We start from the raw sequence: 26,995 nt of genomic DNA on the forward strand, positions 1-26,995 counted from the left end.
GCGGATCGATTCCGGTTGATCCTGCCGGCGGCCACCGCTATTGGAATCCGATTAAGACATGCGAGTCGAGAGTCTTCGGGACTCGGCAGACTGCTCAGTAACACGTGGATAACATGCCCTTAGGTGGGGGATAACCTCGGGAAACTGAGAATAATACCCCATAGATCTAGGATACTGGAATGCTTCTAGGTCGAAAGCTCCGGCGCCTAAGGATTGGTCTGCGGCCTATCAGGTTGTAGTGGGTGTAACGGACCCACTAGCCAGTGACGGGTATGGGCCTTGGGAGAGGGAGCCCAGAGATGGACTCTGAGACACGAGTCCAGGCCCTACGGGGCGCAGCAGTCGCGAAAACTTCACAATGGGGGAAACCCCGATGAGGGGATTCCAAGTGCCAGCACACAGTGTTGGCTGTTCTCTCGTCTAAAAAGCGGGAGGAGTAAGGGCCGGGTAAGACGGGTGCCAGCCGCCGCGGTAATACCCGCGGCCCGAGTGGTGGTCGATTTTATTGAGCCTAAAACGTCCGTAGCCGGCCTAGTAAATCCTTGGGTAAATCGGCCAGCTTAACTGTCCGAATTCCGAGGAGACTGCTAGGCTTGGGACCGGGAGAGGTCAGAGGTACTTCTGGGGTAGGGGTAAAATCCTGTAATCCTGGAAGGACCACCGGTGGCGAAGGCGTCTGACTAGAACGGATCCGACGGTGAGGGACGAAGCCCTGGGGCGCAAACGGGATTAGATACCCCGGTAGTCCAGGGTGTAAACGCTGCGGGCTTGGTGTTGGGGGTCCTTTGGGGGCGCCCAGTGCCGGAGAGAAGTTGTTAAGCCTGCTGCTTGGGGAGTACGTCCGCAAGGATGAAACTTAAAGGAATTGGCGGGGGAGCACCGCAACGGGAGGAGCGTGCGGTTCAATTGGATTCAACGCCGGAAAACTCACCAGGAGCGACGGTTACATGAAGGCCAGGCTGATGACCTTGCCTGATTTTCCGAGAGGTGGTGCATGGCCGTCGTCAGTTCGTACCGTAAGGCGTTCTCTTAAGTGAGATAACGAACGAGACCCTCACCATTAGTTGCTAGTGGCCCCTCCGGGGGACGCGCACACTAATGGAACCGCTGGCGCTAAGTCAGAGGAAGGAGAGGTCAACGGTAGGTCCGTATGCCCCGAATCTCCTGGGCTACACGCGCGCTACAAAGGGCGGGACAATGGGCTCCAACACCGAAAGGTGAAGGCAATCCCGAAACCCGTCCGTAGTTCGGATTGAGGGCTGTAACTCGCCCTCATGAAGCTGGATTCCGTAGTAATCGCGAGTCAACATCTCGCGGTGAATATGCCCCTGCTCCTTGCACACACCGCCCGTCAAACCACCCGAGTTGGGTTTCAGTGAGGGTGCCTCTCTTTGGGGCGCTCGAACTGAGATTCAGCAAGGAGGGTTAAGTCGTAACAAGGTATCTGTAGGGGAACCTGCAGATGGATCACCTCCTACGCAAGGGGGGCTTCGGCCCCCCTAATAAAATTCCAATTCCATGTGGTATGCCAGGCACCAAAATGCACATCGAACGTCCATTCATTTTCATAGACACTCTGGCATTTCCACCTCTGCAATCTATGAACAATACTGAAATATCCCAAAACCTCAATTGCTTGGACCGTAACTATTCTTGAGGAATGGTTTGGAGGAGAGATCTTGTTGACTGGGAAAGGCGCGACCAAGGCATTGATCGCACTGCTAATAGCCGCTGTGGTGATTTCTTCTGGGTGTCTCTCGAGTTCTGATCGAGATGAAACCGGGGACTCAATTTTCACCTCGGCGATGAACGAGTATCTTAAAGCCAACTACCGAACCGCTTCCGCACTCTTCGAGGATGCAAGCCAAGCATATTCCCTGGAAGGAGAGGTGACCAGATCCATTCGGGCCACAAATTGGAAATTCATCTGCCAGCGAATGACGCTGGAGTTCCCCTTCACCAGGGCCGAGGCTGAAGTCCTGCTGGAAGAGGCTTTTCCCAACATGCCTCGAGAAACGCGGAACGCCTGGCTTGATAACGATTCGACGGAGAAGCTGATCTCAGATGGAGAGGTTCTGTACTACGAGCAGTTCATCCAGAACATCAGATTCCGGAACCTTGAATTGATAAGGGAGATGATGGAAGGGATCGGGCACACGCCCATATACGATTCGGAGGCCATCAGGAACATTGTCTGGAATGCCACCCCTTTACATGAAGGTCCCTACCTGAATCCTATCCAATTCCACGGATGGGGAAATCTATCGGTTCCCAGAGATGAACTTCCTGAGAACGGAACCCTGGAACTCTGGATACCGCATCCGGTGACCACCTCAAGTCAGGTCAATGTGAAAATCGTTTCAATAGAGCCATGGGAGTACATCGTCCATCAGCCGGACGTTTACGCGGACCTAGGTCTGGCCTACTTGGAGATACCCCTAAACGAGATAAAGGGAGACCTTGAGGTCACCATCGAGTTCACATTCACCGAGTATGAGATGCGATTCAGCGTAGATCCCGAAGAAGTGGGAGAATACGATGAGGGATCGTCCGAGTACATCCACTACACTCGCACTTCTGAGAACATTGTCGTAGATCAAGAAATCAGAGAACTGGCGCTTTCGATCGTGGGTAACGAGACGAATCCATACCTGCAGGCCCAGAAGATCTACTGGTACGTCGTCGACAATATACCATACAGTCTCGTACCACACCTCTATCTGTCGACCGCGGGAATCCCGGAATCACAATACGTTCATGAGATGGGACATGGAGACTGCGGCGCCCAGAGCTCCTATTTCTGCGCTCTTTGCAGATCCATAGGCATTCCAGCCAGGGACATTGGGGGCAACCAACTGGTTCCGGGAACTGCCGGTAACCACTTCTGGGCGGAGTTCTTAGTACCGAATTATGGTTGGGTTCCAGCGGATGTTACCATTGCCGAGATCGCTGACTGGTCGTTTGATGCCACCGATGAAGAGAGGACTACTTTCAAGGAGTTCTACTTCGACAACCTCGATCCCTACAGGTTCATCATACAGAAGGACTTCGACATTCCGATGAACCCGGACCCTGTTAACGCCATCCTGTTCAGAACAGTGCATCAGGCACCATCGGCGGTCTGCTTGACCTCTCAGACTGATGTTGAACTGACAATGTACTATCATTGGGAATTCGATATCGACCCTATCGGAGGGGAGTATACTCAGTAGGCTTTCACAGATCGATCCATTGTGATTTGACCGATTTCGATGCGAACCATACCTCAAGGTTTAGAACCTTGTTACCCAGTGTTGAGGCAACCTTGAAATATGATTGAACGCTATCGGAGATTCCCGTGAATGCGATGAAATATATCTTTGTCACGGGAGGTGTGCTTTCCGGATTGGGAAAGGGCATCACTGCTTCTTCTATCGGGCGACTTCTGAAATCCAGAGGTCTGAAGGTCACTGCCATAAAGATCGACCCCTACCTGAATATTGATGCGGGCACGATGAACCCCTTCGAACACGGAGAGGTATTTGTCCTGGAGGATGGCGGTGAGGTCGATCTGGACCTGGGTAACTACGAGAGATTCCTGAATGTGAACCTTACCAGCGATCACAATATCACCACAGGCAAGGTCTACCAATCGGTCATCGAGAAAGAGAGGCAGGGAGAGTTCTTGGGGAAGACCGTTCAGATCATCCCCCATATCACCAATGAGATCAAGGGTCAGATCGAGTCTGTGGCTGATGGCTCCGGGGCGGATGTGTGCATCGTGGAGCTCGGTGGTACGGTAGGAGACATCGAGAGTATGCCCTTCCTCGAGGCAGTAAGGCAGATGAAGACCGAGCTGGGCAAGGGGGAGAACTGTGTTTTCATACACACCACTCTGGTTCCTGTCCTTGGAACAGTTGGTGAGCAGAAAACCAAACCTACACAGCACTCCGTGAAGGAGCTCAGGTCCATTGGTATCCAGCCAGACATCATCGTCGCCAGAGGCACCAAACCGATCGATTACTCCATCAAGCGGAAGATATCGCTGTTCTGTGACGTTCCATTGGAGGCGGTAATATCTGCTCCGGATGCTAGATCCATATACGAGGTCCCCTTGATTCTTGAAGAACAGGGCCTGACCGAATTCCTCATCAAGAAGCTCAATCTCAAAGCCTTCCAGAAGGATCTGGATGAATGGAAGGCTTTTCTTGAAAGAGTGATAAACCCTCCGAATACTATCACGATCGCCTGCGTCGGCAAGTATACACATCTGGCAGATTCGTACATCAGTCACAAGGAGGCCTTCAACCATGCTGGAGCCGAGGCTGGTACGACCGTGGAGATAGTGTTCTTTGACTCGGAGGATTTCGAAAGCGAGGGGATACCCCATGGACTTGGTGAGGTGAACGGCATCCTTATCCCAGGGGGCTTCGGTGAACGAGGTATAGAAGGAAAGATCATGGCATCCCGGTTCGCGAGGGAGAAAGAGATACCTTTCCTCGGCGTCTGTCTTGGGTTCCAGATCGCGACCATTAGCATTGCCAGAGACCTGCTGGATCTGGAAGGAGCACATTCCACGGAGTTCAATCCCTCCACGAGACATCCTGTCGTTGATCTGCTACCAGAGCAGAGGGTGGTCAAGAAAATGGGAGCGACCATGAGATTGGGAGCTCAGCCAGTTATCCTTGATGAGAATAGCCTGGCCCAACAAGTTTACGATAAGAACCTGATAATGGAGAGACACCGCCACCGGTACGAGGTCAACCCCAAGTACATTGAGCAGTTCGAATCGAGCGGTTGGCGCTTTAGCGGTCGCTCGCCCGACGGCATACGAATGGAGATCGGGGAGCTTGAAGATCATCCATTCTTCGTCGCCTCGCAGTTCCATCCCGAATTCAAATCCAGGCCTGAGAGGCCTTCACCCCTCCATCTAGCACTGGTCAGAGCCGCTCTGGAGCACAAGACCCACTGAGCTTGGAAGGTAACTGAGGGAAGCTTTATAAGAGGGAAGGTGTTTGAGAGCCTGATACGATGGCGGAAGACGATTACCTCGCATTACTAGAGAAGGCAAAGGACGAGTTGCCAGATACCATAGAGAAGCACGAGAGGTTCAACGTTCCTGAGGTGGACGTGTTACAGGAGGGAAAGCAGACCGTCATCAGGAATTTCGGGGACATAGTGGAAGCCCTAAGGCGGGATCCCGAACATCTACTTCACTTCCTTCTGCGAGAGCTCGGAGCACCCGGATTCATCGAGGGTCGGAGGGTCATAATCAAGGCTAAAATCTCACCGAGCCAGGTTACCGACAGGATAAACAGCTACACCGAGACATGGGTGATCTGCTCGGAGTGCGGCAGGCCTGATACTCACATCAACAAGGAGGGACGGATCCTGGTCCTCGAGTGCGAGGCGTGCGGCGCCCACAGACCGGTCCATGTGAGCAAGACGATACGCCCACTGGAGACCAAAGGGGTGAAAGCTGGTGAGACCTATGAGCTGGTCATCGAGGACGTTGGAAAGAAGGGAGATGGACTGGCCAAGCGTGGCAACGTGGTCATCTATGTGCCTGGTACCATCAAAGGATCCCGAGTAAAGGTCAAGGTGGAGAAGGTAGACGGAAACATCGCCTTCGGAAAGATCTCAAACGAGTGATCCCAACCAAGAGGTTGATTACAATTCTCAGTTACGATTATCTAGTTCCTTTCTCATGGCATAGCTGATGAGGGACAAGCTCCCCATTATCGGGACCGCATTCATTTTTCTGTTCATTCAGTTCGCAGCCCTCACCCTGGCTCCGCTGTTTCCTGCAGAATACCAAGCCTTCGAGGACGCTGACAACCCGGTGAATCCACTTGTCTACATCGTGATGATCCTGCTTATCACCGGGATCGTGCTCATCCTCATCAAGTACGGAAAGGGTCGCATAATCCAGGCTATATTCCTCACATCGGTCTTCATCACCATATTCATCATGTTCATTCCCCTCATCTATCTGGTTTTCCCTAACGTGAACGCCGCCCTTCTCGGTTCTTTGGCGATGGCAGTTGCCATGGTGTCAGCCCTCATCATTCATCCTGAATGGTACGTGATCGATATCGTGGGAATAACAGTGGCGGCTGGAGTAACCGCGATACTTGGGATGTCCTTGGGAATACTTCCGGCAATGATCTTCCTCATCGTACTGGCATTGTATGACGCCATCTCGGTCTACAAGACCAAACACATGCTCACTCTAGCTGAGGGGGTGTCGCCTCTCGGACTCCCGGTTCTGTTCGTAGTACCGAAGAAGGGAGGATTCAAGATGGATTCACTGAAGGGCAAGAACATCACGGCCGAGGGGGAGGAAAGGGAAGCGGTTTTCATGGGCTTAGGTGATTCGGTGATCCCTGGAATATTGGTGGTATCGGCATTCATGTTCCTGCCAAGTTCATCAGGTTCCATGGACTTCCCAAACCTGATCGTGGCGCTGGGAACGATCATCGGAAGCTTCATCGGTTACCTTCTACTGATGAGGCTGGTCTACAGGGGAAAACCTCAGGCTGGCCTCCCTCTCCTGAATGGTGGGGCGCTTCTGGGTTTCGCCCTCACCTATATCATCGTGTTCCAGGAATTGAGCCTAGGGATCATATGAGCTTAGAAAGAATCATAACCGGTAACGCATTTCAGATTCTTGATCTAAAATGAGATTCCTGGTTCTCACCGACATTCACATGAGGGATAGGGTCATTGGATGGGCGAACGGGCTGGTAGAGACACACGACGCCGATGCCCTGATGGTTCTCGGGGACATTACTCAATTTGGGCCTCCGGAATGGGCCGGAGAGTTCCTCTCGGCATTCGAAGTACCGATCTACGCGGTACATGGCAATTGCGACCCACCGCTGGTCCTTGGTTGGATCGAGAAGACTGCGGTGTCATTGCACAAGGCCAAAATCCAGCTGGAAGGGGAGACCTTGATTGGTCTTGGGGGCTCCAATCCTACCATCTTCGACACTCCGAACGAGCAGAGCGAGGTTGAGATCTACGAGTCACTTCTACCTATCATGGAGAAGGGGGCGATAATGGTTACTCACTGCCCACCATATGGCATCAACGACAAGACACGTCACGGTCATCACGCCGGCAGCCATTCTCTTCTCAGGATCTCAAATGAGTTCAGACCCAAGGCTTGGCTGGCTGGACACATTCATGAGGCCAGAGGAATCGTGGAGGTGGATGGCACCAAGTATATGAATCCCGGAGCCGCCAAGGACGGCTTCTCGGGCCTCTTAGAGATAGGTGGATCGATAGTCATGGAACTCCTGGATCGAGTGGATTGAAACGGGCTTTATGCCAACTTCATAAATCCCACTTGGCACAAACCTTTTATATCACTCCTCTTTTCTCTCCTCCAGAGGATTGACATGGCACTCTGGCAGGGAAAGTCACGACGGAAGGCCACTGGTGGTAGGCGCCGCCCTCAGAGGAAGAAGAGACGCTTCGAAATCGGAAGGGAGATGCAGTTCACCTTCGTGGGAGCGGAGAGGCACAAGATGTACCGAACCAAGGGTGGCAACAGGAAGGTCCGCATGCTCAGCGCAGAATACGCGAACGTGGTGGATCCTAATGATAATTCGGTCAAGAAGGTCAAGATCCTGACTGTGAGGGAGAACCCTGCCAACCCCAACTACGTCCAGAGAAACATTATCAATAAGGGTGCCAAGATCCAGACGGACGCTGGGATGGCAAGAGTTACTTCAAGGCCAGGTCAGGACGGTACCGTGAACGCTGTGCTCATAGAGTGAGCACCAGTATTTTATATTCATTTTCTAATCGGTGTACCATGGCCCTTGATGAGGAGACAGCATGGGTCGTTTGGCCCGAATACTTTGATGCTAAAAGGAGCAGGTCTCAGGGTCGAAAGGTGAGCAAGAAGCTCGCAATCCCCAACCCAACCACGGAGGCCATTGCTAAGGTCCTGATCCGTATGGAGATGGATTTCAGGATCGAGGAAGACAAGTCTTACCCTGGTAATTGGCACCATCACAAAGGAAGGATTCTGGTCGAGAACTCGCTCCCAAAGACCGAGCTCATTCAGGAGATAGCCGAGAAACTCGCCCGGGACTAGCGGTCCTGGGGTGTCTCAACTTCCTCCACCAACTTCTTTCCGGCGGATACACTATCAACTGAGTGTATGACAGCCCCGGATTCAGCGATCGCTTGCTGAATCACGTCGAAGTCGATGGCATTGCCCTCGATGGTTATTTTGATTGACTCGGTTTCCTGATCCACCTCGTCAAGTGTGAGATTGACCCCTGAAACTCCTTCGAGCACGCTAAGACGTGTCGATAACTCCACTATGGAAGGATGGTGGGGCTTCAGGACATCCAGAACTAAACGCTTGATATCGCTCAAGGTACTTACCTATCCGTTCCTTCAGATTGATGAACGTGTATAAAATCATTTTCCGTGAAGTCCCAGACAAAGGGAAAGGTTATGGTATCCCGAGTCGATTTTGAATTGATGATGCCTTTCAGCGAGGTCAGGGTCTTGGATATCAACTCGGAATACTTGGGCGTCACCCCGGAGTACATGATGGAAGAGGCGGGGAAGGGAGTGGCCCAGTTGGTTAGAGAGCTTGCCGGGGAAGGTAGCAGTATTGGTATGATCTGCGGTACAGGTAACAATGCTGGTGATGCTTTCGTCGCTGCCAGGTATCTCAGCGACATCATGGAAGTGACAGTCGTTCTTGCCCGTCCATCTGAGAGGATAAGGACCGAGCTGGCCTTGAAGAACTACGAGAGAGTCCGTGACCTCTCGGTGGAGCCGGATGAGGTGGACTTTTCGACCTTCGACCTACTGGTCGATGCTCTATATGGAACCGGCATGAAGGGAGAGGTCAACGAGCCTTACAGGACACTCATAACCCGGATCAACGAGTTCGAAAAGACTGTCCTATCTATTGACGTGCCGTCGGGCTTGGAGGCCGACATCAAGGTAATTCCTGATTATACAATCACATTCCACGAACTCAAGGAAGGCATGACTGAGGACGACTGCGGCAAGATCGTGGTACATGACATCGGCATTCCGCCTGAGGCCAAGGAGTTCGTCGGGCCTGGGGAATTCATCTATTACCCTTTGCCTGAGGAGGAATCCTATAGGGGAGACAACGGTAAGGTGCTCATAGTCAGTGGAGGGTTCTTCCCTGGAGCGACAACCCTAGCTGGCCTTTCTTCGTACCGTATAGGTGTTGATCTGGTGCACATCGCCGCCCCCCTTTTGGCTTACGGCCCCATTGCTGGGCACTCGCCCAACTTCATTGTTCATAGGCTCAGTTCACCTGAGCTGGCGATGGAGGATGTCCCGATCGTGAAGGAGCTTATTGAAAAGGTCGACTCAGTCCTACTCGGTACGGGTCTCTGCGAATCCGAATCCAGCCAGAGGGTCATCCTGAGAATATTGGAGGATTGCGAGACGCCGATGGTGGTGAACGCTGATAATCTCGAGACAATAGGGAAAGATCTCTCTATCCTGGAAGACAAGACTGGAGTTCTCACCGTTCATCATCCTGGATTCAAAGCCATCACCGGTCGATTGCCTGGAGGCGATGTGGATTTCGACAAGTCCTCGGTAAAGGATTTCGCAAAGGAGATTGACTTCACGGTGATCCTGAAGGGAAGGGTGGACATAATCTCCGATGGCAAGAGGGTCCGGAGAAACAGGACCGGGAACCCTTCGATGAGTGTCGGTGGCACGGGGGATACGTTGGCTGGCATAATGGTGGGTCTACTAGCAAAGGGTGTAGAGCCTTTCGATGCTGCGAGGATCGCCTCATTCACGAACGGTTACGCCGGGGATATGGCATTCGAATCGCATGGCTTTGGGATGATGGCAAGCGATCTGGTTGAGAAGATACCCGATGTGCTCAAAATCTGCCTTGAGAAGGTTTTATAAGACCATCACCCAATTGAAACCATGTGATAGTGGCTATCATTTCGGATGTCCACTCCAATGTCGTGGCGCTTGAGGCGGTTCTGGAAGATATCGATACTCTTGGGGCCGATAGGATATTCTGCGCCGGGGATATAGTCGGCTACTATCCATTCCCCAATGAGACTATAGACCTTCTAAAGGAATGGAATGTGACCGCAATACAAGGGAACCACGACAGGGCGGTGATCCACTTCAATACCGTGGGAATGAATAGACTGGCTGCCGATGCGGCCAGATGGACCTCTGAAAACATCATCGCTGAGAATGTGGACTACCTCAAGTCTCTCAGATCAAACCTGAGGACCAAGGTCAATAGACGCATCATCGCGATGTACCACGGCTCACCCAGGGACGATGACGAATACCTTTACGAGATTGATACGGGACCGGAGCTGATTGAGATGTGCGCATGCGATTTCATGATATCTGGTCATACCCACATCCCATTCGTCCGGAAGTTCACCGACGGTACCCTCATAAACCCTGGATCAGTTGGACAACCCAGAGATGGCGATAGGAAGGCCAGCTATGCGATCTTGGATACAGAGCACGGCGATGTGACGATATGCAGAAAGTCATACAATATCGATAAGGTCTTCCGCAAGGTCAACGAGGTGGGTCTACCCCATTTTCTGGCTGAAAGACTGGAGTACGGTTTCTGAGCGTTTATCCCACAGCATAAAATATCGCCGAGGTGGTGTAGGGAGTTATGGATCCTCAGCCTCCTGCCATTCCCATCATTGATTATCCAATACTGAGGCTTGAGGGCATTCTCTGCGCTGGTGATCTCCACATAGGTATCGAAGCCGAGTACTCGGACAAGGGCATTCACCTGCCAAGCCTCACCCATAGAATGGAGCAGGAGCTCCTGGAGGTCAGGGAGAACGAGAAGGAGCTGATCCTTCTAGGGGACATAAAGCACATGGTCCCCGGGTCGACCCGTCAGGAACAAACGGAGGTCCCCAGGTTCCTCATGAGGGTGGGAGACAGCTTCGATGAGGTACACCTTGTGAGGGGCAATCACGATGGAGGCATCGAGGAGTTCCTTCCAGAAAGGGGGGTGAAGGTCCATTCATCGACGGGGTTCCGGGTAGGCGATGTTGGCTTCGTGCACGGGCATACTTGGCCCTCGAACGAGGTCATGGCCTCGAGCCTTCTAGTAATGGCTCACACCCATCCTGCCATCATGTTCAAGGATAACCTCGGACGGACGACCACCGAACCCTGCTGGCTTCGCTGCGGGTTCAAGGAGAACAACGGTCGCTATGTTGAGCTACCAGACGAATTGATAGTGATGCCCGCACTCAATCGCAGCATGGGCGGTTCACCTGTCAACCTCGAAGGGAAGAAATTGCTAGGACCTCTGCTCCAGAGCGATCTGGTGGACCTTGACAATGCCCGCGTCTACCTCTTGGACGGCATTTTCCTGGGCAGGTTGAAGGATCTTCGGCTTCAGCGGTCGAAGTAAATGCTCTTGCAGGTAGCGCTCAGCGGAATTCCCATTACAATCTGGGAGTCCATCATTCCAGTCTGCTTCGCCGCCACTCCTATCCGGTACATCACCCGGTTATCGACATTCATGAGCGAAGCGGTCTTGACCGCCGATCCGATCGCGATGCCAAGGTCGAGAACCCTGTAGACACAATTGGGCCCTTCAAAGTCTATGGTCTTCTCCTGCTTGTTGAATTCCTTGCAGTCGAAACCGCAGGCGCCGCAGTTCAGACCTAGGGCTGGATGATCCCTGAGGCCCAGGAGCAGCGCTGCATCCGATTTCAGGATGTTGTTTCCATCGCGTTCGAAGTGGGGGGCTTCCCTTTCCTTCGCGAGTTCGAGCATCCTCTCACCCAGCATCTTAAGATCATCCCCGTCAACGACCTTGATGTCGATAAAGTCCTTGCCCATGGCCTTCGGCGCCGTCCGGGCTGAAATGGCCATAAGCTCGGCCACCAACTTGACTGCATCCTCCATGTAGTTCACCTTTCGCACAAATGAGCAGGCGGCTTCATATCGCTTTCGCTGGGGGTTAGAGAAAAAATGAAAAGGGGAAGAAAGGGGTTTTAGAAGTTCTTGACGACCTTGTACACCGAGCCATCGACCTTGCGGATGACGGCCTTGATCGGCATCTCGCCCGGCAGGGTGTGAGTGGCGCAGGAGTTGCACGGGTCGTACGCCCTGTATGCCATCTCCACCATGTTCAGGAGTCCTGGTGAGACCATCCAGTTTTTTATCAGAGCGCTGGCGGCCTTCTTCACCGACATGTTGATCGGGCCGTTGTTGTTGGTCGTGCCCACGATAAGGTTCACATCGGTGGTGATGCCGTTGGGGTCCGACTTGTAGTGGTGTATGAGCACTCCCCTTGGAGCCTCTATGCAACCAATACCTTCATCGGGCTTCTCGGTCACCGGAGCGCGGATGTCCTTGTTTGTGATCTGCGGGTCCTGTGCCAGCTCAAGCAGTTTCTCCGAAGCGTACAGAAGCTCTATGAGCCTCGCCCAATGAAATGCCTGGGTGAAGTGAATAGGTCCCTTCACGCCGAGATCCCTGAAGACCCCGAAGTAGTTCTCGAACTGCTCCTGGGCAAGCGGGGTTGTGAATCCCTTTGAGGCGTTCAGCCTTGCAAGCGGGGCAGAGCGGTAGATACCTGAGTCCGCTCCGTCCACCAATCCCTTGAACCCGATCTTCTTCATGAAGGGGAACTTCTCGTAGCTCCAGGGGTACACCGCTTCGGCGATGTAGTCCAGGTAGTTGTCAGGGTGGAACTTGAATATCTCCTCTCCAGAGGGGTTCACGACCCTCAGCTCGCCATCGTAGAAGTTGATCTTGTCATCCTTGTCCACCAGACTGATGTAGTTGGTCTCGTGGTAAAAGATATCGGGGTTGGTGATTATGGCCATGTAATCCTCGTTCTTCAGGACCACATCGCTCAGAACGTTCAATGAGAACTTGGAGAATTCCACCATCTCGGTGGCCCAATCCTCGATCTGCTTGCGCTCGTCCTCGTTGAGTCCTTTGGTCATGCCACCGGGCATGCCGCAGACGGGGTGGGTCGCCTTTCCACCAAGCATTTCCTGGATCTTCTGCGCCCGGGATCTGTTCTTAATGACCTCTGCACCGATGTCCACTCCCACGGCTCCAACCACCCCGATGATGTTCCTCTGGGCAACGGGTGCCGCTGGCCCCAGAACGAAGTCCGGTGCCGCCAGAGCGTAGAAGTGCGCAATGTGGCTGTGGACGTAGTGGGCCTGGTAGAACAGCTCCCTAAGCTTGTGACCGGTTTCCGTAGGCTCGACGTTATAGACGCCATCAAGCGCCTTGGTCGAAGCTATGTGATGGGCGCCAGGGCACACCCCGCAAAGCCTTGAGGTGATCTTGTTGAGCTCTTCAACCGATCTGCCGATGCAGAATCGCTCGAATCCCCTCAGTTCAGGGATCTGCCAGTAAGCGTTCTCAACATTGCCGTCGTCGTTGAGGAAGATCTCTATCTTCCCGTGACCCTCGAGCCTGGTTAGAGGATCGACAGTGATCCTCTTGGACTCGGACTTGGTTGGTGTATCGAAAATCTCGGGGCTCATGCCTTCGACCTCCTCTTCTCACGGACCGCCCGTTTAATCAGACCCACTGGCATAGTGTACTCATAGAAGGTACCCAGCGGGTCCTTGATATGGGACATCAGCTCCACGATCTGCTCCTCGGAGAGTTTGGTCTCCGACTCGTCGACCTTGAAAATCGAGGCAAGGGCCGAGAGCATGCTGCCTCCGTGGTCCAGTGCCGCACTGGTAGGCCCAAAGCAGCCCCTGCAGGGTTGGCTCACGTTGACGCACTTCGCCCCGCATCCCGCCCTAGTGGCCGGGCCCATGCATATGATGCCCTGATCCAGCAGGCAGAGTTCGGGATCGATCTCATCTAGCTCGTGTGGAAGGTAGACCCTCTCGAGCTTCCTGTACTCCTTCTTTCGGCCGCACTCATCGCACAGGGTCTTCTCCGAGGCGATGACCGCTCCCTTTGGAGGAAGTGGTGCGCCCTCCTTCACATGCTTCTCCACCGCGTCAAGGAATTCGTTGATCCTGTCAACGGTCGGAGGACAGCCTGGCATGAAGTAATCTACTTCAACAAAGTCCTCGAGCGTCTTCACGGTGTCATACATCTCAGGGAGTTCCAGATCGCCCTCAGGGGCGTGGTACTCGACCAGGGGGAGTATTCCTTCAGGATTGTCCATCGATGGCGTCTTGTTGTAGACATAGTCCATGATGTCGTCCGCATAGGTGATGTTGGCCAGTCCAGGTATGCCGCCGAAGCAGGCACATGAACCGAAGGCCACCATGATCTTTGACTTCTGTCTGAGCAGCTTGGCCACGTACTCGTTCTCGCTGTTCCTGATGGCGCCGTTGAACAATGTGGCGGTTATATAACCGTCAGGCAGGGCCTCCACATCCTTCAATTTAGTGTCCACCGCAATCGGCCAAAACACAATGTCGGCTAGTTCCGCGACACCAAGGATACGCTCATCTATGTCGAGTAGTGCGACGTCGCAGCCGCCGCAGCTGGCCGCCCAGTACTGTGCTATCTTAATTTTGTCGCTCATTCATCTCACCTCCGAGCGGATCACTCCTCCTTGATGGGGTTCGGGCCGATATCCTTGATGGTCTCGGTGAACTCCACCATCGTCTTCTGGAACTTCTCGCCCTCTGAAGCGGAAATCCACTCAAGTCTAAGTCTTTCTGGATCAAATCCGTACTGTTCCAACAGCATCCTGAGTAGCGCTATCCTTCTCCTGGTACGGTAGTTCCCGCCAATATAGTGGCAGTCTGCGGGGTGGCACCCAGCCACCAGCACACCGTCAGCACCCTTAGCGAAAGCCTCCAGGACGAACTCAACGTCTACCCTGGCGGAGCACATGGTACGGATTACCAGAAAGTTGGGGGGCATCTGCAATCTGCTGACCCCCGCAAGGTCCGCGCCGGCGTAGGAGCACCAGTTGCAACAGAAGACCAATATCCTGGGCTCCCACGCATCCTGCTCCTGTGCGGCCACGGCTGTTTGTGTGCTCATGTTCAGTCACCTCCCTCAAGAGCCGCGTCGATCATTGCGATCATCTGTTCGGTCTTGAAGCCGCGCTGTTCCATGGCCGCGGACGGGCAGGCCGCAACACAGCAACCGCAGCCCTTGCACAGACCTTCGTTGATCACCGCTATCTTCTCATCCTCCTTGCCTTGGACATTGACGATCTCGATGGCCTTATACTCGCACTGGCCTTCGCAGATGCCACAGCCGTCGCAGAGGTCCTCGTTGACAGCCGCGATTATACCCTCGGTCTCCAAAGTGTCCTTGGAGATCACGGTCATGGCCCTAGCGGCCGCACCTGCAGCCTGAGCGATGGTCTCATCGACGAACTTAGGCCAATGTGCCAAACCGGCCAGGTAAATACCCTCGGTGGCGAAGTCCACCGGCCTGAGCTTCATGTGAGCCTCCAGGAAGAATCCGTCCTTGGAGTTGGGGACCTTCAGCATCATTGCCAAGGCCTCATTCTCGTGAAGCGGTCTTATTCCGGTGCTCAGCACCACCATGTCCGTTGGTACCGAGATGTCCTCATCGAGGATGATGTCGTGTCCCGTGACGACCAGCTTGTCGCCCTCCTTTGTCACCTCAGGCATCTCGGTGTCCTTGATGCGGATGAACTTGACTCCAAGCTCGCTCGCCTCCTTGTAGAGGTCCTCGCGGAACCCGTAGGTCCGGATGTCCCTGAAGAAGACATACACCTCTGTGTCGAGGTTCTGCTTCTTCACGTTCACCGCGTTGTTCATGGCGCTGGAACAGCAGATGCGGCTGCACATCGGGTTATCCTCGGTGCGGGAGCCGACACACTGTATCATGACAACGGTCTTGGCATCCAGAGGCTTCTCGGCCAGGTTCTTGGCCAGCTGACGCTGGGTGACCACGCGGTCATCCTCACCGTAGAAGTACTCGGTGGGCTTGTATTCCTCAGCTCCGGTCGCGACCACTATCGCTCCAGTGTCGATCTCGCCCTGAGTGGTGGTCACCTTGAAGTTGCCCACGAACCCGTTGACGTCCTGGACCTTGGTGTTCAGGTGCACGGTGATCTTGTCACTCGCCATGACCTTGGAGATCAGTCCATCCACGACCTCTGGCCCAGTCTTGCCGTCTTGGCGGATGTAGACCTGCTTGAGGTTTCCTCCCAGAGAGTCCGTCTGCTCAAGGAGATCCACCGGGAATCCCTGAGCCGCGAACTCAAGAGCCGCGGTCATTCCAGCCAGGCCGCCTCCGATGACGAGGGCGGACTGGTTGACGGGGAGCTCTGACTTGGTCAGGGGCTCCAACAGTCGAACCTTGGCAACGGCCATTCGGACAAGGTCCTTGGCCTTCTTGGTCGCCTTCTCGGGCTCGTGCATGTGAATCCAGGAGCACTGGTCACGGATGTTGGCCAGCTCGAACAGGTATGGGTTGAGTCCGGCCTCCTTGATGGTGTTCTGGAACAAAGGCTCATGCGTTCTTGGTGTGCAGGAGGCGACCAGGACCCTGTTCAGGTTGTGCTCCTTGATCATGTCCTTGATCTTCTCCTGAGTGTCGGCCGAGCATGTGTAGAGGTTCTCCTCAACGTACACTACATTGGGCAGGGACTTGCAGTATTCCACTACCTCAGGTACTTTGACCACGCCTCCGATGTTGATTCCGCAGTGGCAGATGAACGCCCCGATACGGGCTTCCTCCTCCGAAATATCGATCTCATCGGGGTATGTCTTAACGGTAGCCAGCTTGCCCCTCTCACTGGAGATGATCGCAGCTGCCTTTGCCGCTGCACCGGACGCCTCCGCCACGCTCGTTGGAATGTCCTTGGGCGCTCCGAAAGCACCAGTGACGAAGATGCCGTCCTTGGTCGTGGACAGCGGATCCCAAACGGTCGTCGAGCAGAAGCCGTGCTTGTTCAGGGCGAAACCAATGCGCTTGCTCATTGTCTTGGCGTCCCTTGGGGGACAGAGGCCGACAGAAAGGACAACCATGTCGAACTCCTCCCTGTGGATCTCTGTACCCTGGGAATAGCTGACGACGAGATTCTTGGTTATTGGGTCCTCCTCCACGCTAGCCGCACGCGTTCCGCGGTAAATGGTTATCCCATATTCCTCCTCAGCGCGCTTGCGGTAGTCCTCGAACTCCTTTCCGACCGCTCTCACATCCATGAAGAAGATGTGCGGTTCCAGTCCCTCCGTGTGTTCACCTGCAATGATCGCCTCCTTGATAGCGTACATGCAGCAGACGGACGAACAGTAGGTGTTACCCACCTTCTCGTCCCTTGAACCTACACACTGCAGGAACGCGACCTTCCTAGGTATCTCACCGTCAGATGGACGGAGCACTAGACCGAAGTAGGGGCCCGTTGCAGACAGCATTCTCTCGAACTCTATGCTGGTCACCACGTTCTTGAACTCCCCATAGCCGTACTCCTTCTTCTGCGTGGCGTCGAACTCGTCGAATCCGGTTGCAAGGATCACTGCGCCCACGCTGATCTCCAAGGCCTCGTCCTTGGCCTCATAGACCACCGCTTTAGCGCGGCATTCCTCCGCACAGATTCCACAGCCGATGCACTTGTCCTTGTCTATAGCGTAGACCAGAGGCACGGCTTGAGGATACATGACGTAGATTGCCTTCCTCTTCTTCATGTACTCGTTGTACTCGTCGGTGGTCTCCACTGGACACTTCTCCGCGCAGACTCCGCAGCCGGTACACTTGTCGAGGTCAACTCTTAGCGTCCTCTTCTTGAGGGTGACCAGGTAGTCGCCTGGCTTGCCGTTGATTATCTGTACCTCAGCGTTATTTATTATCTCTATATTGTGATGTCTTCCAGCGGCGACGAGCTTGGGCGCCATGATGCACATGGAGCAGTCGTTGGTAGGGAATGTCTTGTCCAGCTGGGCCATTACGCCTCCGATGCTGGGTTTCTTCTCAACCATGTAGACTTTGAAGCCAGAGTCCGCTAGATCCAGTGCGGTCTGGACGCCGGAAATACCGCCTCCGACGACCATCACCGCTCCTACCTTCTCAGACATTTCAGGCACCTCCTATCAAGATGGCCTTGTACCGCGGGGTCATGTCATCGATGCGGTCAAGTGCCAGAAGGTTCTTGGACCTCAGTGAGACAACATGCTCCAGCGTTTCCTCGGTGGACTTCCCTATATCCTTGGCGATCTCCTTCACTGAGAAAGCCTCGGTCTTGGTTAGCTGGAGAATAAGGCTCCGCAGGTACTCGTCCTCGGTAGCATTCTCCATCATTTTGTCGAATTCTCCACAGTCTAGGACATCACCATACACGTTGCCCTTTTCAGTCAGTTTGATATCCTTGCCGTTCAGCACCCTTAGCCTGAAGTATTTGGCTGCTTCCGTGGCCGCTTCCAGACGATCCATGAGCTTGTCATCTTTTCCCACGGGTGAAGGTCCCATCTCCTTGAGCTGGTTGACGAAGTCAGTAACCACGTTGGCGAACTTCTCACCTTCCGAGGCTGAGACCCATTCCAACCTGACCCGGTTTGGATCCATTCCCGAGAGCTCGACGAGTTTCTTCATCATGGCTACGCGCTTCTCGGTGTAGTAATTGCCACTTATGTAATGGCAGTCGCCAATGTGACAGCCTGTTATCATCACGCCGTCCGCCCCTTCCTTCAGCAATTCCAGGACGATATGCGGAGAGATTCTGGTACTGCACATTACCCTTACTGGCCTGATGTTGGTGGGATATTGATACCTGCTCACTCCCGCCAGGTCAGCACCGGCGTAAGAACACCAGTTGCAAAGGAACGCCACGATCTTTGGCTCGAAATCACTCATAGTAGCACCTCTTGAAGGGCTGCCTTTGCCTCTGCAAGCAACTGCTCGTCGGTATAGTGTGACATCATGATCGCGCCCTCTGGACATGTCGCTCCACAGCAGCCACATCCCTTGCACGCCGCCACTATGACCTCAGCGATGTCGTCCTCGTTCTTCCTTATCGCGGAATAAGGACAGACCTCGATGCAGGTTCCGCAGCCAGTGCAGATGTCCTCCTGGACGAAAGCTGTGAGTGTCTCGGGCTGGACAAATCCTCTGGCAAGTGGTATGGCTGCTCTGGATGCTGCGGCCAGACCCTGGGAAACTGCTTCTGGGATGTCGGCTGGACCACGACAGGTGCCTGCCAAATAGATACCATCGGTAGCGAAGTCAACGGGCCTTAGCTTGACATGTGCCTCCAAGAAGAATCCCTCCTGTCCAATGGGGACCTTCAGCATCTTGGAGAGAACGGTAGAATCGGGTTGACCGATGAGAGGAGTTGACAGAACTACCATGTCCACCGGCATCTTCCTCTGCAGCTGCAGGGTCTCGTGCCAGTAATCGACGACCAGCTTTCCGTCCTCGAGCGAGACCTTTGGCATGTTCTTAGGAGTGTATCTGACGAAGCGAATGTGCTTCTCCCTCGCCTTGTTGAAGTTCAGCTCGTGCTCAACACCATAGGACATGATGTCACGGTTGAATATGGCGATGTCCAGCTTCTCCTTTCGAGCTTCCGGGGCTTCCTCGCCCTCCTCTTCGCGGCCTCCTCTGCGACCACGGCGCCTGCTGCGCCTGCGTTCCAACACCTCTTCTGGCGCCTTCTTCTCCACGGGGACGGTCTCGACCGCTTTTCCCTCTTCGTCTTCAAGGCCCAGCATGTTCTTCCAGTTATCCGCAAGGTTGATCGCGTTCTTGATGGCAACGTTACAGCAGATCCTTGAGCAGTAGGTCTTGTCCTGCCCCCTCGATCCAACGCACTGGATGAAAGCAATGCTGCTCATCTTGGGGAGTTTCTTGTTCTTTGCGAGAATCTCGAACTCGGTCAGCGTGACCACGTTGTCGTACATCTCGTAGCCGTAGAACCCCTCGGGCAGGTACTCAAGAGCGCCGGTGGCCATCACAATGGTACCGACCTTCTTGGAGACCTGACCATCCTTTGTGTCGATCGTGATGTCGTAGTTACCAATGAAACCTTCAGCGGTCAGCATCTCTGAGTTGAGGTGAAGATCGATGTTCCTGTGTTCCTTGACCTTCGAGATAATAGGCTGGAGTGCCTCTATAGGATCCTGTCGCCCTTGCCAGAGACATCCTAGGTTCCTCACGAAACCCCCGAGTTCCGCTTCCCGCTCGACCAAGGTGACCGGGAATCCCATGTCCGCGAGGGAGATGGCTGCAGACATGCCTGCAACGCCACCACCGATGACGAGTGCCGAAGGCTCGACCTCGATGCGCGCCTCTTCTTGAGGCTTCAGAAGTCTAGCCCTGGCAACTCCCATCCGAACCAGTTCTTCGGCTTTCACGGTTGCCTTGTCCTTCTCCTTCATGTGCACCCAGGAGCAATGCTCCCTGAGGTTGACGAAGGTGAACAGGTACTTGTTCAGTCCCGCGGACTCACAGGTGCTCTGGAACAGCGGCGCATGCGTTCTTGGAGTGCATGAAGCCACGACGACCCTGTTCAGATTGTGCTCCTTGATAGCATCTCTTATTGTCGCCAGGCCGTCCTCGGCACAGGTGTAGAGGTTGTTCGTGACAAAAACCACGTCGGGCAGGGTCTTGGTATACTCGGTCACTGCGGGGACATCAACGAATCCGCCGATGTTGGTCCCACAATGGCAAATGAACACTCCTATTCTGATCTCCTCATCGCTCATGCAAACATCCTCCTACCCTCAACCAAAGCTTCCACCGCCTTGGCAGCAGCGGCCGAGCCCATGGCTACAGATTCTGGGATGTCAACAGGGCCAGCGCAATAACCCGCCAGGTAAACCCCTGGACGAGTTGATTCGACGGGCTGGAAAGTCCCTTCCTTCACCCTGAAGAAGCCGAACTTATCGAGATCCACGCCTATCGACTGGGCCAGCTTAGCGTTCTTATCAGTTGGCACCAGGGTTGTCGCGAGGACAACCATATCGAACTCCTTCTGTTGTGACTTGCCGCCAACGTCGTAGGAGACGATGGGGTTTCCATTATCGGTTTCTCCCTGGACAGTGGCATCAGAATTTATGTACTCGACGTTGTAGTCGGCCTTGGCCCTCTCGACATACTCGTTGAATCCCTTGGCACAGGCCCTCATATCCTTGTAGAATATGGTGGTCTTGATTCCCTCAATGTGCTCGCTAGCCAGCATAGCTTCCTTGGTGGCGTGCATGCAGCATACGGCGCAGCAGTAGGGGTGACCGGTCTGTATGTTCCTCGATCCAACGCACTGGATGAACGCGATGCGATCGGGTTCCTTGCCGTCGGATCTCCTCTGGATGTGTCCGTGGGTCGGTCCTGCGGCGTTGATTATGCGCTCGTACTCCATGGCTGTGAATACATTCGCATATCGTCCATAACCGTACTCCGTCGAGGTGGACGGATTCCAGACATCGAAACCTGTGGCTACAACCACCGCCCCGACATCGAACTCCAGCATGACATCGTTCATCTCGTAGTCGATCGCTTCCCTCTTGCAGACCTTCTTGCAGACCCCGCACTTTCCTTCCTTGAGGTACCTGCAGTTCTCAGGGTCTATGATCGCCGCTCTGGGAACAGCCTGCATGAAGGGCATATAGATGGCCCTCCTTGTCGACAAACCTTGCTCCCACTCATTGGGTATATTCTTCGTGGGGCACTTTTCCAAGCATTCTCCACACCCCGTACATTTGTATTCATCAACGTATCTAGCCTTCTTCAGTACCCTGACATTGAATTTGCCCTTCTCACCTTCGAGGCCGACCAATTCAGAACAGGTCATCACGTTAATGTTGGGGTGTCCATAGCAATCAGCCATCTTCGGGGCGAGTATACAGATCGAGCAGTCATTGGTGGGGAAGGTCTTGTCCAGCTGTGCCATTCGGCCACCTATGCTGGGCTCCTTTTCCACCAGGTGCACGATGACTCCCTTGTCCGCTAGGTCCAAGGAGGCCTGTATGCCCGCGATGCCGCCGCCAATTACCAGCACCGTTTTTTCCATTTTTCTTTCCTCCGTCCAGTAAAACCACAGTATTTTCTTTTGGAAAGTGGATTCTTTTCCACGTCATGGGTACCTGGTGCCTGACCGCTTCAACGATCATTTGCACGCACTTAAGGTACCCATCCTGAAAATGGCTCCTACTCCCCTCCCTCGAAGATCCCTGAAAGATCTCCAGATTTTTTCAATTCCACAGTCTTAACCTTGAATTTCTTCTTGTCCAGGACTTCCCTCTTGTATCTTTGACAATTGGGATAGGTGCATGGATCGCACTGCTTCTCTGAACAAGCCAGTTCAACAAACATGTACCATTGTCGGTACCCATCCTTGCTTACAGGTGGACCCTCTACCTCAAACGCTTTGGTGGTCACTTTGGGCTTCTCTGTCAAACGAACGTAACGCTGACAGTCTGGATAAGTGCATGGGTTGCACTTGAAGTCCTTGCAGGAGAGTTCCACCATTAGATATCTCTTGTCCGGATTATCCATTTCTTCGGTCGCCGTCTCAATCACCTCACTTCATATGTTCTGCCACGAAGTTGCTGAAATCCTTTACTTTAATATCAATCTTCTCTCTCTCAATGGGCATTTTTTCCATCGAAAGCAGACAGTTGTAATGTATCACGCACTTGGGACAAAAGGCCAACATCGTTTCCGCTCCTGTCTGCTTGGCCTCGAGCAGCCTCATCATCTGGAGCTGTCTTGAGGCTTCGTTGCAGTTGGTGAACGCATTGACCCCGCAGCACAAGGCTTTCTCCTGAGAGCTAGCCATCTCAACAAACTCGACCCCCATGGCGTCGAGCAGATCCCTTGGCGTATCGTAGATGCCAGCGTGCCTCCCCAACCGACAGGAGTCGTGGTAGGTGACCGTTTCATCGGTCTCCTTGAACTCCAGCTTCCCCTCGTCTATCAGATTCATGAGGAACTCGGAGATATGCAGAATCTCAAAGTCCAAGTCTCCCAGGAACCCCTGATAGTCGATGTTGAAGGTTCTGAAACCTTCTGGGCATGAAAAGACCACTTTCTTTGCTCCGGTCTCCTTGATCATTTCCACGTTCTGCTCCATCAGGTCAATGAAGCCTACCTCATCCCCAGACCACAGCTGATCATGACCGCAACAGACCTCCTTATTGGACACTACCGGTTCGATTCCCGCGGCGTTCATTATCCTCACCACGTTCGCGGGGATCTCCTTCAGTTCGGGTGCCTTATCGTTGAAAAGGATACCGAGTTGGTAGGCGCAGCCCGTGAAGTAGTAGACATCGCCCTTATCACTCACCTTTAGATCATCTGTGAGCCATGCGAGCCGGTTCTGCTTCTGTCCCATACCTGTGATCCTCTGCATGGTCTGGACCGCCCCTGCCTCCGAGCAAACGGGAACATTGCCCATTCCCACTGCCTCTACCCTCATCCTCTGGATGAAGCCGGAGAAATCCACCTCATAGGGGCACATGTCGTTGCAGATCTCACAGGTTATGCATGACCATATGTCCTTGTCACGCTTGATCTCCGATTCCAGACCCTCCTGGGCCTTGACCACTATCAATCTAGGGGCGAAATCGGAATTAATATTCGCTACTGGACAAAGGCTGGTGCACTTACCGCACTCCACGCAGTCGAAGGCTCCAGTTTCTTCGATGAACTCCTCGATCTTGGTCATTAGATCACCTCCTTCAAGGGGCTTGGACCGAGTTCCTCCAACTCTTTGGTGAAATTATTCATGGTATCGGCGAATTTGGTACCTTCCCCCGCGGAAATCCACTCCAGCCTCAATCTCCTGCTGTCCACGCCAAGAACGTCAAGAAGCTCCTTGGTCATTTCAACTCTCACTTTTGCCTTCTCGTTGCCCGCGATGTAATGACAGTCACCTATGTGGCACCCAGCCACCAGCACACCATCCGCCCCCAATTCAAAGGCTTTCAGAATGAACTGCGGTTCCAGTCTTCCACTGCACATCACCTTAATGATCCTAGCACTGGGAGGATACTGCAGTCTGCTGACCCCCGCAAGGTCCGCGCCGGCGTAGGAGCACCAATTGCAGCAGAAGGCCACGATCCTCGGTTCGAAGGCAGTCAATATCTCACCCCCTCTAGGCAGGACTCGACCATTGCAAGTATCTGCTCGTTGGTGAAATGTTTGCTGATGATAGCCCCGTTGCAGCATGTCACTGCACATGTACCGCATCCTTTGCAGAGCGCGGGGTTGATGCTGGCCTTGAAAACTCCTGGCTCAACTTCCTGCACTGTGATGGCGGAGAACTCACAGACTGCCTCGCATCTAGCGCAGCCCCGACATTTCACCTCCTCCACATAGCTTATTGTGGCCTCACCCTCCACGGTGTCCTTGGATATCACCATTATTGATCTTGATGCGGCTCCCGCCGCCTGGGCGATGCTCTCGTCCGCGAGCTTAGGCCAATGGGCAAGGCCTGCAAGGAACACCCCCTCGGTGGCGAAGTCCACCGGCCTGAGCTTCATGTGAGCCTCCAGGAAAAAGCCATCCTTGCTAAGGGGAACTTTGAGCATCTTCGCCAATTCCTCGTTGTCGGGATTGGGCTTAATGCCTGTGGAGAGTACCACCATATCCGGTTGTACCGACACCTTGTCCCCAAGAATCACATCCTGGGCGGAAATATCGATGATGCCTCCATCCACCGTCATGTCTGGCATGGTGTCGTCCGGCATCCTTATGAACTTCACGCCAAGCTCGCCTGCCTCCCTGTAGAGATCTTCCTTGAAGCCGTAGGTCCGGATGTCTTTGTAGAACATGTATACCTCGGCCTCAGGGTTGGCCTTCTTGATGCTGATCGCATTGTTCATGGCAGTCGAGCAGCAGATGCGGCTGCACATCGGATTATCCTTAGTGCGGGAGCCAACACACTGGATCATGACCACATTCTTGGCCTCGAGAGGTTTCTCGGCCATCATCTCTGCCAACTCCAGCTGTGTGACCACGCGGTCATCCTCACCGTAGAAGTACTCGGTGGGCTGGTATTCCTGTGCTCCCGTGGTCAGTATTATCGTGCCTGCCTCAATCTCTTCCTCCGGAAGTGATATCCTAAAGTTGCCCACGAAACCCGAGATGTTCTCAATCTCAGCGTTCAGATGTACGGTAATCTTCTCGTTTCTAGAGATCTTAGCAATGAGCTCATCGGATACCTGCTTGCCGGTCTTTCCATCCTTGTAAATGTGGACCCGCTTCAGATTGCCTCCAAGGCCATCCGATCTTTCGATGATGTCCACATCGAAGCCTTGGGCGGCGATCTCGAGGGCGGTAATCATCCCAGAGAGGCCACCTCCAATGATGGCGGCTGAGTGATAGACTTCAAGTTTAGTCCTCTCCAAAGGTGAGATGAGCCTTGCCTTCGCCACCGCCATTCTCACAAGGTCCTTGGCTTTCTCCGTGGCTTTCTTTGGCTCGTGAGAGTGCACCCATGAGCATTGGTCGCGTATGTTGGCCATCTCGAAGAGATACGGGTTCAGGCCGGCTTCCCTGATGGTACTCTGGAATAGAGTCTCGTGAGTCCTCGGTGTGCATGATGCCACGATCACCCTGTTGAGGTTGTTCACATTGATCATCCTCTTGATGATCTCCTGAGTATCCTGGGAGCAGGTGTACAGGTTCGCCTCGGCGTGAACGACATTTGGCAGGGTCTTTGCATACTCCACCACCTCCGGGACGTTGATCACCCCGCCGATGTTGATGCCGCAGTGGCATACGAACACCCCTATTCTGGGCTCTTGAGTCCTTATGTCGACCTCATGAGGATACTCCTTTGGTTTGGCAAGTGTATTCCTCCTATCCGAAATGATTGCCGATGCCTTAACCGCTGCTCCCGAAGCCTCGGCCACCGTGGTCGGGATGTCCATGGGAGCAGCGAATGACCCGCTTACGAATATGCCCTCCTTGGATGTACTCAGCGGATCCCAAGCACCGGTTTCACAGAAGCCGTACTTGTTCAGCTCAATGCCGAAGACCTCCTGCAATTTCCCGGCGCTGTTCGAAGGGCAGAGACCTACCGAAAGGACTGCCATTTCGAACTCTTCCTCGTAAACATCGCCCCCTTCGCTGTACCTGACGATAATGTTCTTGGTCTCAGGGTCTTCCTCGAGAGAGGCCACCCTAACTCCCCGGTGAATAATAACGCCACGTTCAAGCTCAGCGCGCTTGCGGTAGTCCTCGAACTCCTTTCCGACCGCTCTCACATCCATGAAGAAGATGTGCGGTTCCAGTCCCTTGGCGTGTTCCCCAGCGATGATGGCCTGCTTGAGCGCGTACATGCAGCAGACTGATGAGCAGTAGGTGTTTCCTACCTTCTCATCCCTGGACCCAACGCATTGCAAGAACGCTATCTTGGAGGGTATGTCACCATCTGAAGGTCTAAGCACATGCCCGAGATATGGGCCAGTGGCGCTGAGAATCCTTTCAAATTCTATGCTGCTCACCACATTCAGGTATTCTCCATAGCCATACTCCTTCTTCACCGAAGGCTCAAATTCCTCCGAACCAGGCGAAAGAATGATAGAACCCACCTCGACCGCTACGGACCTGTCCGCCAGCTCGAAATCGATGGCTCCGGTATTGCATGAGAGCTTGCAGGCACCGCACCCTATGCAGAGTTCGGGATCAATGCTGTATACCAGGGGAACCGCTTGAAGGTAAAGCACAGATATCGCTTTCCTCCTCATGAGCCCCTCGTTGAACTCATCTACGTACTCGACGGGACAGTTCTCTGCACAGGTTCCGCAGCCTATGCATTTCTCTGGGTTGACCTTGGGTACCCTCTGTTTGAGCGTCACCTTGAAATTTCCGGGCTCACCCTCGCATTTTTCAAGATCCGCATTGTTTATTATTGTGATGTTGTGATGCCTTCCCGCCTGCACGAGTTTTGGGGCGAGTATGCACATCGCGCAATCGTTGGTGGGGAAGGTCTTGTCCAGCTGGGCCATCACGCCCCCGATGCTTGGCTTCTTCTCCACCAAGTAGACTCTGAAGCCTGAGTCGGCAAGATCCAGGGCTGACTGTATTCCAGAGATGCCGCCCCCGACGACCATTA

Annotated in this window: 23 protein-coding genes and 1 rRNA gene; 11 read left to right on the forward strand and 13 right to left on the reverse strand. The window is 53.8% G+C overall.

Annotation, left to right across the window (positions count from 1 at the left end; genetic code table 11):
* The first annotated feature begins 2 nt into the window (after positions 1 to 2).
* From GKC03_04060 to GKC03_04095, 8 genes are all read left to right on the forward strand, one after another.
* Positions 3 to 1,482: ribosomal RNA gene (locus tag GKC03_04060) — 16S ribosomal RNA — on the forward strand.
* Between the two features lie 200 nt (positions 1,483 to 1,682).
* The gene (locus GKC03_04065; GenBank protein ID NYT11710.1) at positions 1,683 to 3,212 is read left to right on the forward strand and encodes a transglutaminase domain-containing protein; all 1,530 of its coding nucleotides are present in this window, start codon (positions 1,683 to 1,685) and stop codon (positions 3,210 to 3,212) included.
* Between the two features lie 134 nt (positions 3,213 to 3,346).
* Positions 3,347 to 4,951, forward strand: a complete 1,605-nt coding sequence (gene pyrG, locus GKC03_04070; protein NYT11711.1) for a CTP synthase (glutamine hydrolyzing) — start codon at positions 3,347 to 3,349, stop codon at positions 4,949 to 4,951.
* A gap of 59 nt (positions 4,952 to 5,010) precedes the next feature.
* Positions 5,011 to 5,631, forward strand: a complete 621-nt coding sequence (locus GKC03_04075; protein NYT11712.1) for a translation initiation factor IF-2 subunit beta — start codon at positions 5,011 to 5,013, stop codon at positions 5,629 to 5,631.
* 67 nt (positions 5,632 to 5,698) lie between these two features.
* On the forward strand, positions 5,699 to 6,610 hold the full coding sequence (locus GKC03_04080) for a hypothetical protein (GenBank protein NYT11713.1): 912 nt from the start codon (positions 5,699 to 5,701) through the stop codon (positions 6,608 to 6,610).
* A gap of 49 nt (positions 6,611 to 6,659) precedes the next feature.
* The gene (locus GKC03_04085) at positions 6,660 to 7,298 is read left to right on the forward strand and encodes a phosphoesterase (protein ID NYT11714.1); all 639 of its coding nucleotides are present in this window, start codon (positions 6,660 to 6,662) and stop codon (positions 7,296 to 7,298) included.
* Between the two features lie 84 nt (positions 7,299 to 7,382).
* Positions 7,383 to 7,763, forward strand: a complete 381-nt coding sequence (locus GKC03_04090) for a 30S ribosomal protein S8e (GenBank protein ID NYT11715.1) — start codon at positions 7,383 to 7,385, stop codon at positions 7,761 to 7,763.
* A gap of 38 nt (positions 7,764 to 7,801) precedes the next feature.
* Positions 7,802 to 8,086, forward strand: coding sequence for a signal recognition particle protein Srp19 (locus tag GKC03_04095; protein ID NYT11716.1), 285 nt, complete (start codon positions 7,802 to 7,804; stop codon positions 8,084 to 8,086).
* Here GKC03_04095 and GKC03_04100 read toward each other — a convergent pair.
* Positions 8,083 to 8,373 carry a DUF211 domain-containing protein gene (locus GKC03_04100; protein NYT11717.1) on the reverse strand — a complete coding sequence of 97 codons (291 nt, stop codon included), beginning with the start codon at positions 8,371 to 8,373 and terminating at the stop codon, positions 8,083 to 8,085. The genes GKC03_04095 and GKC03_04100 overlap by 4 nt on opposite strands.
* An 81-nt stretch (positions 8,374 to 8,454) precedes the next feature.
* On the opposite strand from GKC03_04100, the gene GKC03_04105 reads away from it, so the two are divergent.
* The 3 genes from GKC03_04105 to GKC03_04115 are packed head-to-tail and all read left to right on the forward strand — an operon-like array spanning position 8,455 to position 11,422.
* Entirely contained in the window at positions 8,455 to 9,915 is a 1,461-nt protein-coding gene (locus GKC03_04105; protein NYT11718.1) for an NAD(P)H-hydrate dehydratase, read from the forward strand.
* A gap of 23 nt (positions 9,916 to 9,938) precedes the next feature.
* Positions 9,939 to 10,616: a metallophosphoesterase family protein gene (locus GKC03_04110; protein ID NYT11719.1), complete on the forward strand. Its 678-nt coding sequence runs from the start codon at positions 9,939 to 9,941 to the stop codon at positions 10,614 to 10,616.
* A 47-nt stretch (positions 10,617 to 10,663) separates the two neighbouring features.
* Positions 10,664 to 11,422, forward strand: a complete 759-nt coding sequence (locus tag GKC03_04115) for a metallophosphoesterase (GenBank protein ID NYT11720.1) — start codon at positions 10,664 to 10,666, stop codon at positions 11,420 to 11,422.
* Here GKC03_04115 and GKC03_04120 read toward each other — a convergent pair.
* The 12 genes from GKC03_04120 to GKC03_04175 all read right to left on the reverse strand — a co-directional run bounded on the left by GKC03_04120 (position 11,407) and on the right by GKC03_04175 (position 26,993).
* Complete coding sequence (locus GKC03_04120; GenBank protein ID NYT11721.1) at positions 11,407 to 11,922, reverse strand: hypothetical protein; 516 nt, start codon at positions 11,920 to 11,922, stop codon at positions 11,407 to 11,409. The two genes, GKC03_04115 and GKC03_04120, sit on opposite strands and share 16 nt — an antisense overlap.
* Positions 11,923 to 12,011: 89 nt before the next feature.
* The gene (locus GKC03_04125; protein NYT11722.1) at positions 12,012 to 13,526 is read right to left on the reverse strand and encodes a Ni/Fe hydrogenase subunit alpha; all 1,515 of its coding nucleotides are present in this window, start codon (positions 13,524 to 13,526) and stop codon (positions 12,012 to 12,014) included.
* Positions 13,523 to 14,536 carry an oxidoreductase gene (locus tag GKC03_04130; GenBank protein NYT11723.1) on the reverse strand — a complete coding sequence of 338 codons (1,014 nt, stop codon included), beginning with the start codon at positions 14,534 to 14,536 and terminating at the stop codon, positions 13,523 to 13,525. Before GKC03_04130 ends, GKC03_04125 begins: the two co-directional genes overlap by 4 nt.
* A 20-nt stretch (positions 14,537 to 14,556) precedes the next feature.
* Entirely contained in the window at positions 14,557 to 15,003 is a 447-nt protein-coding gene (locus GKC03_04135) for a hydrogenase iron-sulfur subunit (GenBank protein ID NYT11724.1), read from the reverse strand.
* A 2-nt stretch (positions 15,004 to 15,005) separates the two neighbouring features.
* Entirely contained in the window at positions 15,006 to 18,014 is a 3,009-nt protein-coding gene (locus GKC03_04140; GenBank protein ID NYT11725.1) for a CoB--CoM heterodisulfide reductase iron-sulfur subunit A family protein, read from the reverse strand.
* A 1-nt stretch (position 18,015) separates the two neighbouring features.
* Positions 18,016 to 18,789: a hydrogenase iron-sulfur subunit gene (locus GKC03_04145; GenBank protein ID NYT11726.1), complete on the reverse strand. Its 774-nt coding sequence runs from the start codon at positions 18,787 to 18,789 to the stop codon at positions 18,016 to 18,018.
* Positions 18,786 to 20,639 (reverse strand): CoB--CoM heterodisulfide reductase iron-sulfur subunit A family protein, encoded by a 1,854-nt coding sequence (locus GKC03_04150; protein NYT11727.1) that lies wholly within the window; start codon positions 20,637 to 20,639, stop codon positions 18,786 to 18,788. Before GKC03_04150 ends, GKC03_04145 begins: the two co-directional genes overlap by 4 nt.
* Positions 20,636 to 21,943: a CoB--CoM heterodisulfide reductase iron-sulfur subunit A family protein gene (locus tag GKC03_04155; protein ID NYT11728.1), complete on the reverse strand. Its 1,308-nt coding sequence runs from the start codon at positions 21,941 to 21,943 to the stop codon at positions 20,636 to 20,638. Before GKC03_04155 ends, GKC03_04150 begins: the two co-directional genes overlap by 4 nt.
* 137 nt (positions 21,944 to 22,080) lie before the next feature.
* Complete coding sequence (locus GKC03_04160; GenBank protein NYT11729.1) at positions 22,081 to 22,452, reverse strand: hypothetical protein; 372 nt, start codon at positions 22,450 to 22,452, stop codon at positions 22,081 to 22,083.
* A gap of 1 nt (position 22,453) precedes the next feature.
* Positions 22,454 to 23,599 carry a (Fe-S)-binding protein gene (locus GKC03_04165; protein ID NYT11730.1) on the reverse strand — a complete coding sequence of 382 codons (1,146 nt, stop codon included), beginning with the start codon at positions 23,597 to 23,599 and terminating at the stop codon, positions 22,454 to 22,456.
* Positions 23,599 to 24,102: a hydrogenase iron-sulfur subunit gene (locus GKC03_04170; GenBank protein ID NYT11731.1), complete on the reverse strand. Its 504-nt coding sequence runs from the start codon at positions 24,100 to 24,102 to the stop codon at positions 23,599 to 23,601. The genes GKC03_04165 and GKC03_04170 overlap by 1 nt, the downstream gene beginning before the upstream one ends.
* On the reverse strand, positions 24,012 to 26,993 hold the full coding sequence (locus GKC03_04175) for a CoB--CoM heterodisulfide reductase iron-sulfur subunit A family protein (GenBank protein ID NYT11732.1): 2,982 nt from the start codon (positions 26,991 to 26,993) through the stop codon (positions 24,012 to 24,014). Before GKC03_04175 ends, GKC03_04170 begins: the two co-directional genes overlap by 91 nt.
* Between the last annotated feature and the right edge of the window lie 2 nt (positions 26,994 to 26,995).

Source organism: Methanomassiliicoccales archaeon (assembly GCA_013415695.1).
In the GTDB taxonomy this organism is placed as follows: domain Archaea; phylum Thermoplasmatota; class Thermoplasmata; order Methanomassiliicoccales; family JAAEEP01; genus JAAEEP01.